Genomic DNA, 15,294 nt, shown 5'->3' with positions numbered 1-15,294 from the left:
GATTTTCAGATCAGCCTGTATCGACCAGTACAGCTAAAATCGCAGTAAGCCTCTAAATGCCACGTATCCTTTAAGCCTGTTTTATTTTTTTCAAAAAAGTATCCCTACATTAACCCTTTGCCACTCCCCTGCAAAGTCCTTATAATTGAGCACAATTTTTCTCTAATTTTAAGTGGATGACCATGAGTCGCGCCATATCGCATATTGATACCTTCCAAGGCTTAATTCTTGCCTTACAAACTTACTGGGCGGAGCAAGGCTGCGTCATTTTGCAACCTTATGATATGGAAATGGGTGCAGGGACATTCCACACTGCGACTTTCCTTCGTGCACTGGGTCCTGAAACCTGGAATGCCGCTTATGTTCAACCGTCACGCCGTCCGAAAGATGGCCGTTATGGTGAAAACCCGAACCGTTTGCAACATTATTACCAATTCCAGGTGGTGCTTAAGCCAAACCCGGACAACATCCAGCAGCTTTATCTTGATTCGCTTAAAGCGATCGGTATTGACCCACTGGTACACGATATCCGTTTCGTGGAAGACAACTGGGAATCTCCAACACTGGGTGCTTGGGGCCTAGGCTGGGAAGTTTGGCTCAATGGTATGGAAGTGACGCAGTTCACTTACTTCCAGCAAGTCGGTGGTGTTGAATGCTACCCAGTGACTGGTGAAATCACTTACGGTCTTGAACGTCTTGCAATGTACTTGCAGGGTGTAGACTCTGTTTATGATCTGGTGTGGACCAAAGGTCAGTTCGGTACGGTAACTTATGGCGATGTGTTCCATCAAAATGAAGTGGAACAATCGACCTATAACTTCGAATATGCAAACGTTGAAAAAATGTTTGAATTGTTCGATTTCTACGAAGCTGAAGCAACGCGTTTGATCGAAGCGAAACTTCCACTTCCTGCATATGAGCAAGTCGTGAAAGCATCACACAGCTTCAACTTATTAGATGCGCGTGGCGCGATTTCTGTGACTGAACGTCAACGTTACATTTTACGTGTACGTACCTTGGCACGTTCTATTGCGACAAGTTATGTAGCAGCACGTGCGGAACTTGGTTTCCCAATGGCTGAACCAGCGTTACGTGATGAAGTGTTGGCACAGTTAAAAGCACAAGTTGAAGCAGAAGCGAAAGAAGCAAACAAGGAGAGCAAATAATGTCTAAACATACCGTTTTGTTCGAATTGGGTTGTGAAGAACTTCCACCAAAAAGCTTAAAAAAATTACGTGATGCCTTACATGCAGAAACCGTAAAAGGCTTAAAAGATGCTGGTCTTGCTTTTGATTCAATCGAAGCTTATGCAGCACCACGTCGTCTTGCGCTTAAAATTGTCAACGTTGATGCTGCGCAAGCAGATACACAAAAACGTTTTGACGGCCCTGCCAAACAGGCAGCGTTTGATGCTGAAGGTAACCCGACTAAAGCTTTAGAAGGCTTTATGCGTGGTCAAGGCATCACAGTTGATCAAGTATCAACTTTCCAAGCGGGTAAAGTTGAAAAAGTTTGCTACTTAAAAGACGTAAAAGGTCAAAGCCTCGACGTTTTACTTCCACAAATTTTACAAAATGCCTTGGATAACCTTCCAATTGCAAAACGTATGCGTTCTGCGGCAAGCCGTACTGAATTCGTACGTCCAGTAAAATGGGTTGTGTTGTTAAAAGACAACGACGTAGTTGATGCAACGATTCAAGATCACAAAGCCGGTAACGTGACTTTTGGTCACCGTTTCCACGCGCCAGAAGCGATCACTTTAGCGCATGCAGACGAATACTTAGCGAAGTTAAAAGCAGCGCATGTTGTGGCTTCATTTGAAGAGCGTCAAGCAACCATCGACCAACAAGTGAAAGCATTGGCTGATGAAGTCAATGCAATTGCAATTGTGCCTGCGGATCTTCGTGACGAAGTGACTGCATTGGTTGAATGGCCTGTTGCGCTACGTGCAAGCTTCGAAGAACGCTTCCTTGCTGTTCCTCAAGAAGCATTGATCACGACCATGCAGGACAACCAAAAGTACTTCTGCTTAGTCAATGCTGACAACAAATTACAGCCTTACTTCATTACTGTGTCAAACATTGAGTCAAAAGACCCGACACAAATCATTGAAGGTAACGAAAAAGTTGTTCGCCCACGTTTGTCTGATGCTGAATTCTTCTTCCTACAAGATCAAAAGCAACCGCTTGCATCGCGTAAAGAGAAGCTTGCAAACATGGTCTTCCAGGCAGAGCTTGGTACGCTTTGGAACAAGTCTGAACGTATTGCAAAATTGGCTGTTGCACTTGCGCCTATTACAGGTGCAAAAGCGGAAGATGCTGAAAAAGCTGCCCTTCTTGCGAAGTGTGACTTAACCTCTGAGCTTGTGGGTGAATTCCCTGAACTTCAAGGGATCGCGGGGACTTACTATGCGCGTCTTGAAGGTGAAAATGCTGAAGTGGCTGAGTCTTTAGGTGAGCAATATTTACCTAAATTCGCGGGTGACGTTTTACCGAAAACCAAAACAGGTACAACCATTGCCCTTGCGGATCGTTTAGACACATTGACTGGTATTTTCGGGATCGGTCAAGCGCCTACAGGTTCTAAAGACCCGTTTGCACTTCGTCGTTCTGCGATTGGTATTTTGCGTCTTGTCACTGAAAACGAGCTTGATGTTTCAATTGAAGACCTGATCAAACTTGCTTTAGCTGCTTATGGCGATGTATTGAAAGATCACGACAAGACTTTGGCAGATGCTGTTGCATTCTTGGAAGGTCGTTACCGTGCAAAATACGAAGACCAAGGCGTGGCTGTTGATGTGATTCAAGCGGTTCAAGCTTTGTCACCAAAATCTCCTCTTGATTTTGACAAGCGTGTCAATGCAGTCAATCACTTCCGTGCATTACCTGAAGCTGCTGCGCTTGCTGCTGCGAATAAGCGTGTTGCGAATATCTTAGCGAAAGAAGCTGCGCCTGAAGGTTCAGTGGTTGAAGCAAACCTGGTTGAAGATGCTGAAAAAGCATTGTTCGCTGAACTTGCTAAGATTGCACCTCAAGTTGAGCCATTATTTGCTGCCAAAGACTACACTGCTGCATTGTCTGCACTTGCTGCACTTCGTGCGCCTGTTGATGCATTCTTTGACGGTGTCATGGTGATGGCGGATGATGCCGACCTGAAAGCAAACCGTTTACGTATGCTTGCACAGCTTCGTGAGTTGTTTACGAAAGTGGCAGATATTTCGGTGTTACAGCACTAAGCCTTAATTGCTTGAAAGTTAAACAAAACCCCGCTATAAGTTAGTGGGGTTTTTAATGAATGAATAAAAAATGCAAGCAAATTACAAATCATATGATTTTGAAAAAAGCCGTGAAAGAATTGATGAAATATTAGACTCTTCAGATAATAATTATCAAGAGAGTAATAAAGTACCTGGTATAGATGATCTAACATACACCAACGGCTATCATATAAATTGCTCTGCTTTATTTATTGATCTACGTGGTTCAAAAGACCTAGCTACTCAACATCAAAAGAAAGTTTTAGCAAAAATATATAGAGCCTATATTTCTGAATTGGTTGCGCTCCTTAACGGTAATCAAAATATCCAGCAAATTTATATTGAAGGTGATTGTGTTTGGGGGGTATTCAATACAGAAACAACTGTCCAAATTAATGAGGTATTTACTACCGCTGCTAAAGCTAATTCACTAATTCATACTTTAAATATAAAACTTAAGAAAAAAAATTATACTCAGCTTAAAGTTGGTATGGGGCTTCATTATGGACAAGCTTTAGTTATAAAAGCTGGCTATAAAGGTAGTGGTATCAATGAAGTTACTTGGATCGGCGAACTAATTGGAAAAACAGCTCACTATTGCAATAATGCAAACAAAGGATGGCGCAAACCAATCATTCTTTCTGATGTATTTCACCAAAATTTAAATGATGACAATAAAAAGCTATGTGACAAAGTACCTTATACGGATTTCTATGAGTGTGATGTTATATAGGACTTACGCACTATTATTTATAGATTTTCTGTGGCAGCAGATGATTCTTATCGAGAATAAATTCATCAATAAAGTTCTTGATAATTGGTCTAAATAATTTCTTCTGCCAACGATATACATTTTCAAAGATCCGCTCAAACTGGTTCTTTTGTATCTCAACATAGGCCATCAAGGCTGAGAAAATATGATTCAAAATCAGCTTGGATCGTCTTACTTGAAACTTTTCAATATGACAAACCTGTTTAATTACTCGATGATATTGTTCTATTTTCCAATGACTTGAATGTAATTCATAAAAACCATCAAAGGACAATAAATCATCTTCATCTTGATGCACAATATAAAATCTCTGCTGTTCTTTTAACTGAGTCTTAAATAATTGTACAAAGCCAACATCTTTGAGCCAGACCACTTGACCCTGATGAAAATTCGGCAATAAACGGAGTTGAAACCATTGTCCTTTTTCAGGGGAAACCTTACGGTTACTGTCGACACCAAACATAAATCGAATACCATGTTTTCTTATGGTTTTTAGATTTTCAGTCGATGAATACCAACTATCACCTGTAATGAATTGAATCTTTGCACCCCAATCGAGTACTTCACTTAACATCTCCATAAAGTAATCATTCTTGGTTTTACTTTCTGACTTATCATAAATTCGAAAATTAATTGGAATATTTTTGCCATGTTGATCTGTCGCATACAAGGTAATGAGATTAATACCCTTGACGGATCGGTGGTGTTTACCTGACCAAAAATAGCTAACTAAGTCCATATGTTGACTATATGGCTTATCTAAAACAGTATCATCAATACTGACTATAAGTTTATTATTATCAATGTGTTGAATTGCTTCTTGATATAGATCGTGAGCTGTGTAGTCTTCACGCTCCAAAAAGCGATTTACACTGTCATGCGAGATATTATAAGTCTCGGCAAGTTGTGTGCAGCTAATAGAGTTTGGTTCTGTCATGAGAAAGCCCATATAAATGGGTAATGTACAAGTTGCTGTAGAAGCATGTTTAGTTCGTCTGATCACAGATACGTTATAAAGTAGTTTGAGACTTTTTTAAATCCGTCAATGCGTAAGTCCTATTATAAATATATTGATGAATACATGGGTTCAAGCCAATGGATAAACTTGATTTTCTTCATTCAGCTATCCAAGACACCCAACAAAATATTCGTGCTATAGATTTTAAAATTGGGGCTTTATTAGCAGGTTTAATTGTTCCTTTTCCTCAAATAAGAGAAATTTTCAAATATTTAACAATTAACGAGTTTTGGTGGCAGCATGCTTTAGCAGCCATAATTTTTGTAATGTGGCTAGCAACCGTTCTTATTTTACTTTTAGCACTCTCCGCAATAGATAATCCTAGTAAGCATATTTCAGATAATACAAATCAAAAAGGGCTATATTTTGGCGGTGGTTTATTTAACTTCAAATTATTAAATATTTTTTGGCGAACAAAGAACTTTGCCACAAAATCTGTCCAAGACTACAAAAATGAAATTGAAGACACCTCTCTAGATATTTCAAAAGAATTAGCTTATGAACATTAGACCTCTTGCGAAAGTAAAAACTGCCTCAATATAGATTTCATGAAATATCAGAAATTAAATCGTTTTTCAGATTCTGAATTCCAGCGCTTGGTTGGTGTACCTCGAGCAGTTTTTAGTGAAATGGTCGAAGTTTTAAAAGAAGCAGAATCACTTAAAAAGAAATTAGGGCGTCCTCATACTTTAGCTATAGAGGATAAATTATTATTAACACTCAATTACTTACGGAGCTACAACACCCAATTGGAATTGGCGGCAAATTACCATATCGCTGAAAGTAATGTGAATCGAACTATTAAAAAGGTTGAAGATGCATTAATGAAATCAAGACGTTTTACCCTGCCAAAACGAAGCATTACCACAGCAGACGAACAATTTAACTGGGTAATTATTGATGCGACAGAATGTTTAATAGAACGCCCGAAAAAAAAATCAGAGTAAGTTCTACAGTGGTAAAAAGAAGAAACATACGTTAAAAGCCCAAGTGATCTATCATCCGAAGAGCAAACAAATCATAGGAGTAGATATATCGTCTGGCAGTCAGCATGATATTAAATTGGCAAGAAAAACAGTTAAGAAATTCAAACATTGTGACTATGTTATGACCGATTTAGGGTACTATGGGTTAGAGCAAGATGGCTTTAAATTATTGATGCCAATAAAGAAAAAGAAGAATTTACCCTTATTTGATGCTGAGAAAAATTACAATAAAATGATTGGAAAAATACGAGTTGTAATCGAACATATTAACAGTCAATTGAAAAGATTTAGAATACTAAGTGAACGCTATCGAAATAGACGGAAAAGATTCGGTTTACGCATTAACTTAATCGCTGCACTGGTAAACCGGATGAACTTGCAATAACGACTTTCGCAAGAGATCTATTTAAAGTTAATCTACATTCGTGATCTAAAAATTTTCCGCTTACGCCATGCAATAGTATTAATTTTTGTGCTTATTATAGTGGGGTCTATAAGCTTTCTATCTGCCCCTAATATGAAGAAAATTGATGTCGTAAATCAAGATATTCAACATCTTCAACCAAAACAATATTTAGACTATTTGTTATAGGCATTTCACTTTATATTTCCTATACTCAATCTAACAACACTCAACAAGAAAGAATCATATGAAATTTAAAACCCTCATTCTGACTGGTCTTGCGAGTATCGCAGTTACAGCTTGTACATCTGCACCCAAAATCCCACAGCTTCAGGTTGGCGTCTTACAGGAAGTCCAAAACCTCGAAGTGGTTCCAGCCACGACCAACAACAAGGCAAAACTGACCAAATTCCTCGACAAATGCGTGATTGAATTCACCGGCGATATTGGCAATAACCGTGTCATTGAACAATGGTCATTTAAAGGCATGACTCTAATCGATGCCGGCTCAGCGACTTTCCAGCGCGACGGTACTAGCACTGCACAAAAATTTGACCTGCACGATGCAGGCGTACAAAAGAACTTTGTCAGCTTACGCGAACATTTCGCCAAAGATGCCCTGACACAATGTGACTAAAAAAATCGCCTTGTTTCTAGTCTAAGAACAGGGCTTTTATTTTGCTAAAAATCAATTCGACACTTGGGCTAATTTCTACTGCCCTTTCTTTAAAAATTACAATATTTCGGCACAGATCAACCTGAAAGCTCTGCACTCTTCACAGGATATTCATTGTTTTTGACCCATTATCCGTTACACTGAAAAACAAACTCAGACCGCACTTAGACGAATTCGAGGTCGATCCATAATGAATATCAAAACCCCAATTATTTTAACGACAGCTTTAATGCTTTCTATTCCAGCATTCGCACAAACCACGACTCAGTCTGCTAAACCGGTTAAGCCTTATGGTGAAAATCCGAACCTGCTGCATGTCTTTGCTTATAAAGCACAGGAAGGCGTGATTAATACCGCTGAGAAAGTCGGTGAAGCAACGGAAAAAGGCATTGCCAAAATCAAGCCGGGGGTAGACCGGGCCTGGAGCAATACCAAATCTGCAACCTCTGATACACTGCAAAAAGTAGATCAGGGTGCAACTCAGGCAGCCCAGCAAACCGGTCAGAAAATCCAGCAGACCAAAGAAGTCTGGCGTGGAAATTCACAACAGGCACCTATCGTGCAGCAGCCTTTAAGCCAGTCGAGTGCGACGCAAAACCCAAATACACCACAGACTCAACCCCAGTCAGGATCAGCTACCAGTTATGCGGTAACCGATTTATAAAAAAAGCCCGTGATGGGCTTTTTTTATTTTTAGAAAATAAAACTATTATCTTGTATTAACGCGATCTATCAATTGACCTGTCGAATCGGCTGACCTTGTTTAAATGCTGCTACATTTTCCACCATCTGATCCACAATACGTTGCCGTGCATCGACACTGCCCCAGGCATTATGCGGTGTCACAATCAGGTTGGGAATCGTAGAGTCGAGCAGCACATTGCCCTGTTTCGGTGGCTCTACCGTGAGTACATCTGTCGCTGCACCGGCAATCTTGCCTGCACGCAGAGCCTCAGCCAATGCCGCTTCATCGACAATTCCGCCACGCGCACAGTTAATTAAAAATGCGCTGCTTTTCATTGCATCCAGCTCAGTATGACTGATTAAATGGTGGGTATCTTCAGTGAGTGGACAATGCAAAGTTAAAAAATCGACTTGAGGAAGTAGCTCGGCAAATGGCGCACGAGATGCATCCGCCGGACGATTTGGCAGCGCGGCAATAAGCACTTTCATGCCAAAGGCTTCGGCCAGTTTCGCCACCGCATGGCCCAGTTCGCCATAACCCACAATGCCCAATGTTTTTCCGGCCAGCTCGACAATTGGCGCATCCAGCAAACAGAACTGACTGGCTTTTTGCCATTCGCCTTGTTCTAATGCACGTTGATAAGACAGGAATGAAGTCGCCAGATTGAGCATCAACATGATGGTATGCTGCGCGACTGCCGAAGTGCCATAAGCCTGACAGTTACACACGACGATCCCTTGCGCTTTGGCCGCCTCAAGGTCGACATTATTGGTGCCGGTTGCAGAGATTAAAATGAGTTTGAGTTGAGGGCATTGCTGAATCGTAGCTGCATCGATCATCACCTTATTCGTAATGATGACATCGACATCGGCTACACGGGATGCAATCTCGACAGCCGAGGTCGCCGGATACAAAACCAGTGGATCAAATGCTGCATGCAGTGCCTGAAAGTCCAAATCCTGCTGGTCTAAAGAAGCATAGTCTAAATAAACGGCTTTCATGGCTGTTCCCTCAATCCTGTTTGACAATTTATGTCTGTCATTTAAAACAAGTCATTGAGTCTTTTCAACCTGTTTCCAGCCTGAAGCTTAATCCAGCGGTTTATCCATATGATTACGTAGTGACTTGCGGATTCGATACACCACATACACGGACAGAATAATCATAAAGATGATGGACGCACTGACCATGATCACTGCAGGATGCACAGTTTCTGCATGCGCCAGATTAGGTAGAACCAAACCGAAGATAAAACATACTTGCATCATCCGAGTCACTTGCATCATAGAGATCCCCTTCTTCGTTTCAACCATCGGGAACGATATAATTGGTTTATTATTTATACCGCTTATCTCTATATTATGCCAAGCCCATCACAACTCAAGTAATTGTTTTTTATAAAAATTTTTAGTTAATTTATCTCACTGTGCGTCACAAACTGCGTATTTTTGTCACTAGCGTCGATAAAAGCAGCAGCACCATACTCATTGGTACTCAGATTCAGCTGCTTATAGCTAAACATATAAAAATCGCTATAACGCTTCATTAAAATCGGGTGCATGCCCAGACTGAGTTCATCCTGTTCCTTGATCAGTTTCATGATGTGCCGGTCATTCATCACCACCAGATAACGTTCATCATTCAGGTTAATGCTCAATAAACCATTACCTTTGGCATAAATCGGAATCAGGAATTTATGGTTCAGGGCAATTGCACCTTCTGCATAACTTTCGATTTTATGGCTGATGACATTAAATACCAGACCATGTCCATACTGGTCCAACAGCAACTGACGATTTTCCTGCGGCAAATTCACATGAATGCCGAGCTTGAGCAGGTCATGCTGATCGACCTGTTTATTGCGTAACAGTTCCCGCAAAATCACCTGTTTCTGGCTGGCATCAAAAAACTGGTTATCCAGTTGCAGATCGTTATTTCTCAGAATGTGTCCCAAGGCCATACGGTGTCGTGGCAAGACATTTTCAATCACCTTGCGATAATAAAACTTACTGTTTTTCTTGACCCGGCGCATTTTCTGGTAGAAATAGCTTGGCTCATATTCATGTACCAAAAAGTCATAGAGCAATTCGGAACTGGCCAAAACTGCGATCGCATCATGTCCGGTAAAAGGTAGATGCAGCACATGATGATGTGGGATTAGTGCCTCTAATTTCAGATAATGGGCACGATCTTCAGCACAGTAAGGATCATAGACAATAATATATTCGCAGGCATTATCGATATCTTCGGCCGCAACCCGCATATTTGCATTCAGCTCTGGCTGATAGAACATGTTGTAGCGGGCATCGTGTACATCTTCCGGATCAATCGAGTATTGCGGCACCATCGCCACCACCCGTTGCACACCCAAGGCATGGGAATATTTAATCGCGGCATAGCCACCCATCGAACCGCCATACGCAATACGCTGCTGAAACGGCGCAATTAGATCTGCGATGGCTTGCAACATGTTCCACATGGAACCTTGCGGAAACCAGGATTTATGCTTGGGCATAATACCAAGCACATTAAACTCGAATTTCGCCAGTGACTTTTCTGCATTGATGTTGAGGCCCTTGGCACGGGTAATCAAATCGCCAAATGAAAAAATCAGTTCTGAAGAAGATCCCGGCATAAAAATCGCGCGTATATGTTCATCTTCAAAAACAATCTGCTTGTCCATAACTTTCCCGTGCTGGTAAATCGAACCCTTCCACAACAATTCAGTCAATGAACGCTGTCAAAAAAGTGAATATGCTATTTTATATCGATCAAAAAGATTAAAAAGCGCAAAATATGACACAATCATTACATCCGGCAGCAAAACGGGGTTTTAGTGCGTCGGCTGAGCTCTATCAGCAAGTGCGTCCCGATTATCCGGCAGAAATCAGCCAATGGCTGAGTGAAACGCTGGCTTTGCCTGCAGATGCGCATCTTTTGGATTTGGGTAGTGGAACTGGCAAGTTTATCCCCTATTTACGCCCGCTCAGTAAGCACATTATCGCGATTGATCCTGTCCCGGAAATGCTGGCTCAATTAAAACAGGCGCATCCGGACATTCATGCTCTTGAAGGTGTTAGCCATCAACTTCCCCTGCCCGATCATAGCCTGAATGCGGTATTTTGTGCACAGTCATTTCACTGGTTTGCCGATTCTGCTACCTTACAAGAATTAGATCGGGTACTCAAACCGCAGGGTTATCTGGTGTTAATTTGGAATCAGCGCGATACTCGGATCGACTGGGTTCAGGCCTTGGCCGATTGTATTGCCCCCTTGGAAGGCGATACGCCGCGCTATCATAGCGGCACCTGGCGCGAGGTCTTTGCACAGCAAACGCTATTTCAGCCCTATGCAGAAACCACAATGACCCAGCAACAGCATGGCAGTGTCGAGCAGGTGGTATCCAAGCGGCTGCTCTCGACTAGTTTTATTGCAGCCATGCCTGAACAGCAGCAGGCACAGTTAAAACAACAATTTGAACAGATCATCCAGCAATATACAGCCAAAAGCGCAGAGGAAATGATCGACTTTCCTTATGTCACCCATATCTATGTGTTCAAGAAAAGTAATTAAAAACAGGAGGCGATCATGCATAAAATACCAGGAATGACACGAACGCTGTTGTTCGCTGCGGCCATGCTGTTGATGGCATGTGACCAGAAAACGACCGAAACTCCGACTGAAGCGACAACAGATAATACGGCTTCAGATCAAGTCATGCAGGAACTGAAAACCGAGCCACTGAAAGACTTCCCTAAAACTGCCGATGATCCACATGATATTGCTGCATTGACGGATTATGAACAGCGCTTTCAGGAAATGAGCAGCGACCTGGAAAAAGAATTAAACAGCATGCGCGATGATGAAAATATGACAGAAGAATTTGTCCAGCAACGTCAGCGTGATCATGTCCAGTCAGCATTGAATATGTTGAAGGCTTTAGAACTGAAAACCGAACAGGGCCGTTATATTCAGGGCTTAATGTATCAATACTGGGAACATCAGGACAAATTACTCAATACTCCCAAGACTCAAGCTACACCCGTGAATGAAGCCAGTGAGAATGTCAAAGGTCTAGGGAAATATCTACACGCCCAAGAACAACTGGAACGCTGGCGTTCGCAATATCCGGATCTCGCCAAGAAAGAACCAGCTTCCCGGCAAGTGAAGGAATAGTCTAGGATGCTAGATTGGCACACAGCTTAGATAAAATACAAAAATAATCTAAGCTGAACTGGCAGCTTTAAAACAGCGTGAATGAACAAGGCCGGATCTGTTGAGTCTGCATTCAGTATAAATACTAGATCATCCTAGCTATAAAATGACTTAATCTGCTGTCAGAAACTGATGCACACCTTCACCCACTGCACGCCCTGTGGCAAAACAGGCTGTCAGTAGATAACCGCCGGTCGGTGCATCCCAGTCCAGCATTTCTCCGCAAAGAAATACATGTGGGTTAGATTTCAATTGTAGCTGTTCTGACAACACTTCACGCTTGACACCACCTGCACAGCTAATCGCCTCTTCAATCGGGCGAAAACCTGTGAGTGGAAGGGTCAAATGTTTAATTTTTTTGGCTAATTCAGCAGCATCTTGCCATACCGCTTTGGCTACCAATTCCCGTACTAAGGCCGCCTTGGCACCGTCCAATCCAGCTTTACGCCAGACATTAGTTAAAGACTGCTTCTTACTTGGCTGTAATTTTTGCGCAAGCTGTTCCATGCTTTGATTTGGGAAGAGGTCCAGATGCAGCTGCATCGGCTGCCCCTGTTTTAGTTGCTCGCGTAAACCCCGACCCTGCTTATAGATCAGGCCACTTTCCAGACCGTAATGGCTAATTACGATATCGCCAACGGTCTTTTCACCTTGCCCTAACCATGCCTCAACCCGCTTTAAAGGTTGACCAAAGACCGGTTGCATAAACCGAGACCACGGATATTCCACCCCGGCATTACTGGCTTGAAATGGCTCAATTTCGTCCGGCTTTAACCAAGCTTGCCATGCCCCATCACTACCCAACTCTGACCAGGACACTGCGCCACAAGCCAGAATAATGGCATCAAAGTGTTCAGTGCGATGTTCATTATTTTTCAGATCATGCAGCTCAAGTTGTTGCTGCTGCAACTGGCTGACTTTATGCCGGTAATGAAACTGGACACCATGATTGGCCAACCGCTTGAGCCAGGCACGCAGTAAAGGCGCGGCTTTCATCTCTGTGGGAAATACCCGGCCAGACGAACCGATATAAGGCTCAATACCGAGCTGTTTCATCCAGTCTTGAATCCAGAGCGCATCCCAGCGTTTGATCCAAGGTGACAACCACTCCACCTGATCATAACGTTGTACAAACTGTGGCACAGGCTCGGCATGGGAAATATTCAGACCGGTTTTGCCTGCCATCAGGAATTTACGCGCAGCAGACGGTTTTTGCTCATAAACATGCAGCTCATAATCAAACTGACTGAGCACTTCTGCTGCCATTAAGCCTGCGGGGCCTGCGCCCACAATAGCAATGCGTTTGCTCATCTGATTATTCCGAGACGGTGGCATTCTGCCCTTGCAAAGGCTGGAAATCATCAAAACGTGTCACATAAGTTTCAGGCTTGCTGATGATCAGTTGCTGGCATAGTTCACCGCGCTCCAGATATTTAATTTCAAAATGGGTACGCGCCGAATCTGCAGCAATCACTTCTTTGACAAAAGGTAGCTTCCAGAGCTCTTGTACCTGTATTTCTGCTTCTTCGATATAGGCAGGAATATTACTGGCCAGCGTAATCGTTCCACCGGTTTTCACGCGGGAAAGCAGAAACTCAAAAAATGGCATATTGACCCAGCGCTGTGCCGGATTATGCGGTTCAGGATTTGGATATAAAATAAAGAATTGTTCTACCTGCTGCGGATACAGTGCATGCACGATCCACGGTAAAGCATCGGCATGAACGGTTTGTAAATTAGTTTGACCCTCAACAGCATGCTGTTTTTGCATCGCCAGAAATTTTTCACGGGTACGTTCAATTGCAATCAGTTGAGTGTCGGGATTGTTCTTGCTGAATAACAAGGCATGTTTACCTTTACCCGCTCCCACTTCAACGCAGACCGGTTCAGGACTGATGCTTTGAAAATCACGGGGCGCATGCATACGCTGTGCTTGAAATTGACGAATCGGCATAATCAGATCAAACTAATAAAAACCGCATAAGTCTAACAAGTGCGGCTATATTTGCCTAATCGAACCTTTATTTTTCTTTGGAGTTATTGTCATGCCTACCACTTTAAACTGTCCGCGCTGTGGCAAGCTGACTACATGGGAAGATAATGAATTCCGTCCTTTTTGCTCAGAACGTTGCAAAATGATTGATCTGGGGGCTTGGGCCAATGAGGAATATAGTTTGCCTACCCAGGATGCACCACAAGCCGACAACAGCGAAGAATAAAATGTCTTACCTGTCGAGACTTATGTCCGAAAGTACAATCTTGTCGAAATTAAGTAAATAAATCATATGAGTTTTATAAAATTACTTAGATAAAGCAACACGAATTAACATCATTCATAAAGCCTTAGTATTATTGTTCTACTCTAAATTTTCACATTATTTTTAGAGCAATAATATGGGTTATATTATTTTAAGAGTCATATTAATTGGGGTCGGTCTACTCGCACTTCTTTCTTTGGGAGTCGGCATTTTCCAACAAGATAGTTTATTTATTGTATTGGGTGTGCTTTTTGCTTTTGCCGCTTGGCTCATACACATGCAAACGCGACAACTTCGCAATAATCCCTTTTCAGAATAAAAATAAAAGACCAAACTATGTTGGTCTTTTATTTACGCTTTTAACCCGCTTTACCTGCAACAAAAGGATTATGCTGCTTTTCAAAACCAATGGTGCTGATCGATCCATGTCCTGAAATGAATTGAGTTTCATCCGGCAGACTAAAACATTCTCTCTGAATGGAATCTAAGAGCTGCTGATGGTTGCCACGCGGGAAATCAGTCCGGCCAATTGAACCTTTAAACAATACATCCCCTGTCCATAACAAGTCATAATTTTTGTTATAGAACATCACATGACCTGGCGTATGGCCTGGAGCAAAACGCACTTCAAATTCTTCATTGCCGAGTTTGAGCACTTCTCCACCTTCCAGCCATTGGGTCACTTCGACTTTTTCCGGAATCGGGAAGCCATAACGTGCAGAAACTTCCTGAATCATGTCGAGCCAGAATGCATCTTCCTTATGCGGTCCAATCACCGGTACATCCCAAGCCTTTTTTAACGCACCCACCGCACCCGCATGATCCAGATGGCCATGAGTGAGCCACAAGGCTTTAACCGTTAAACCCAGCGCTTCAACTTCAGTTTTCAGTTTTTCAGGTTCGCCCCCAGCATCAATCAAAATGGCTTCTTTAGTTTCCGTATCCCAAACGATGGAACAGTTTTGCTGAAATGCAGTAACTGGAACAATTTTGACTTGTAACATGGGGTGAAAAACCTCGGGCAA

18 protein-coding genes are annotated in these 15,294 nt (G+C 42.4%); 11 read left to right on the top strand and 7 right to left on the bottom strand.

The genetic code is table 11. The features are described from left to right. Positions 1-182: 182 nt before the first annotated feature. The 3 genes from glyQ to F995_RS13635 all read left to right on the top strand — a co-directional run bounded on the left by glyQ (position 183) and on the right by F995_RS13635 (position 3,989). Complete coding sequence (gene glyQ / locus F995_RS13645; protein WP_004278542.1) at positions 183-1,166, top strand: glycine--tRNA ligase subunit alpha; 984 nt, start codon at positions 183-185, stop codon at positions 1,164-1,166. Then, on the top strand, positions 1,166-3,235 hold the full coding sequence (gene glyS, locus F995_RS13640; protein WP_004278543.1) for a glycine--tRNA ligase subunit beta: 2,070 nt from the start codon (positions 1,166-1,168) through the stop codon (positions 3,233-3,235). The genes glyQ and glyS overlap by 1 nt, the downstream gene beginning before the upstream one ends. Positions 3,236-3,305: 70 nt before the next feature. Further along, entirely contained in the window at positions 3,306-3,989 is a 684-nt protein-coding gene (locus F995_RS13635; RefSeq protein WP_004647356.1) for an adenylate/guanylate cyclase domain-containing protein, read from the top strand. Between the two features lie 13 nt (positions 3,990-4,002). Here the strand turns inward: F995_RS13635 and F995_RS13630 are convergent, their stop codons facing one another. After that, on the bottom strand, positions 4,003-5,031 hold the full coding sequence (locus F995_RS13630) for an IS701 family transposase (protein WP_080591875.1): 1,029 nt from the start codon (positions 5,029-5,031) through the stop codon (positions 4,003-4,005). Positions 5,032-5,123: 92 nt separating this feature from the next. Between F995_RS13630 and F995_RS13625 the strand changes: the two genes are divergently transcribed. From F995_RS13625 to F995_RS13605, 4 genes are all read left to right on the top strand, one after another. Further along, entirely contained in the window at positions 5,124-5,555 is a 432-nt protein-coding gene (locus F995_RS13625; RefSeq protein ID WP_004647355.1) for a Pycsar system effector family protein, read from the top strand. Between the two features lie 39 nt (positions 5,556-5,594). Further along, a protein-coding gene (locus F995_RS16405; protein WP_115736961.1) for an IS5 family transposase occupies positions 5,595-6,417 on the top strand; the annotation gives its coding sequence in 2 pieces (ribosomal slippage) (positions 5,595-5,975 and positions 5,977-6,417; 822 coding nt in all). 265 nt (positions 6,418-6,682) lie between these two features. Further along, positions 6,683-7,072 (top strand): hypothetical protein, encoded by a 390-nt coding sequence (locus F995_RS13610; RefSeq protein WP_004278545.1) that lies wholly within the window; start codon positions 6,683-6,685, stop codon positions 7,070-7,072. Positions 7,073-7,301: 229 nt separating this feature from the next. Continuing rightward, positions 7,302-7,775 (top strand): hypothetical protein, encoded by a 474-nt coding sequence (locus F995_RS13605; RefSeq protein WP_004278546.1) that lies wholly within the window; start codon positions 7,302-7,304, stop codon positions 7,773-7,775. A gap of 68 nt (positions 7,776-7,843) precedes the next feature. Here the strand turns inward: F995_RS13605 and F995_RS13600 are convergent, their stop codons facing one another. The 3 genes from F995_RS13600 to F995_RS13590 all read right to left on the bottom strand — a co-directional run bounded on the left by F995_RS13600 (position 7,844) and on the right by F995_RS13590 (position 10,479). Beyond that, positions 7,844-8,797 carry a 2-hydroxyacid dehydrogenase gene (locus tag F995_RS13600; RefSeq protein ID WP_004278547.1) on the bottom strand — a complete coding sequence of 318 codons (954 nt, stop codon included), beginning with the start codon at positions 8,795-8,797 and terminating at the stop codon, positions 7,844-7,846. Positions 8,798-8,884: 87 nt separating this feature from the next. Beyond that, positions 8,885-9,082, bottom strand: coding sequence for a hypothetical protein (locus F995_RS13595; protein ID WP_004647353.1), 198 nt, complete (start codon positions 9,080-9,082; stop codon positions 8,885-8,887). A gap of 125 nt (positions 9,083-9,207) precedes the next feature. After that, positions 9,208-10,479: an alpha/beta fold hydrolase gene (locus F995_RS13590; protein ID WP_004647352.1), complete on the bottom strand. Its 1,272-nt coding sequence runs from the start codon at positions 10,477-10,479 to the stop codon at positions 9,208-9,210. A gap of 113 nt (positions 10,480-10,592) precedes the next feature. Here F995_RS13590 and F995_RS13585 point away from each other — a divergent pair, with 113 nt between their 5' ends. Continuing rightward, on the top strand, positions 10,593-11,369 hold the full coding sequence (locus F995_RS13585; RefSeq protein WP_004278550.1) for a class I SAM-dependent methyltransferase: 777 nt from the start codon (positions 10,593-10,595) through the stop codon (positions 11,367-11,369). 15 nt (positions 11,370-11,384) lie between these two features. Beyond that, a complete protein-coding gene (locus tag F995_RS13580) occupies positions 11,385-11,972 on the top strand; it encodes a hypothetical protein (protein ID WP_004647351.1) in 588 nt (195 codons plus the stop codon). Positions 11,973-12,122: 150 nt separating this feature from the next. Here F995_RS13580 and F995_RS13575 read toward each other — a convergent pair whose 3' ends face one another. Both F995_RS13575 and F995_RS13570 read right to left on the bottom strand, forming a co-directional pair. Continuing rightward, positions 12,123-13,322 (bottom strand): TIGR03862 family flavoprotein, encoded by a 1,200-nt coding sequence (locus tag F995_RS13575; RefSeq protein WP_004647349.1) that lies wholly within the window; start codon positions 13,320-13,322, stop codon positions 12,123-12,125. Between the two features lie 4 nt (positions 13,323-13,326). After that, entirely contained in the window at positions 13,327-13,971 is a 645-nt protein-coding gene (locus F995_RS13570; RefSeq protein ID WP_171054286.1) for a class I SAM-dependent methyltransferase, read from the bottom strand. Positions 13,972-14,056: 85 nt separating this feature from the next. Between F995_RS13570 and F995_RS13565 the strand changes: the two genes are divergently transcribed. Beyond that, positions 14,057-14,230 (top strand): DNA gyrase inhibitor YacG, encoded by a 174-nt coding sequence (locus F995_RS13565; RefSeq protein WP_004278554.1) that lies wholly within the window; start codon positions 14,057-14,059, stop codon positions 14,228-14,230. Positions 14,231-14,405: 175 nt separating this feature from the next. Continuing rightward, positions 14,406-14,588 (top strand): hypothetical protein, encoded by a 183-nt coding sequence (locus F995_RS13560; RefSeq protein WP_004278555.1) that lies wholly within the window; start codon positions 14,406-14,408, stop codon positions 14,586-14,588. A 40-nt stretch (positions 14,589-14,628) separates the two neighbouring features. Here F995_RS13560 and F995_RS13555 read toward each other — a convergent pair whose 3' ends face one another. After that, a complete protein-coding gene (locus F995_RS13555; protein WP_004278556.1) occupies positions 14,629-15,273 on the bottom strand; it encodes an MBL fold metallo-hydrolase in 645 nt (214 codons plus the stop codon). Positions 15,274-15,294: the final 21 nt, after the last annotated feature.

Source organism: Acinetobacter sp. CIP A162 (assembly GCF_000367905.1).
Lineage (GTDB): Bacteria > Pseudomonadota > Gammaproteobacteria > Pseudomonadales > Moraxellaceae > Acinetobacter > Acinetobacter lwoffii.
Note: the sequence above shows the minus strand (reverse complement) of the source record. Positions and strands in the feature narration are given on the sequence as shown.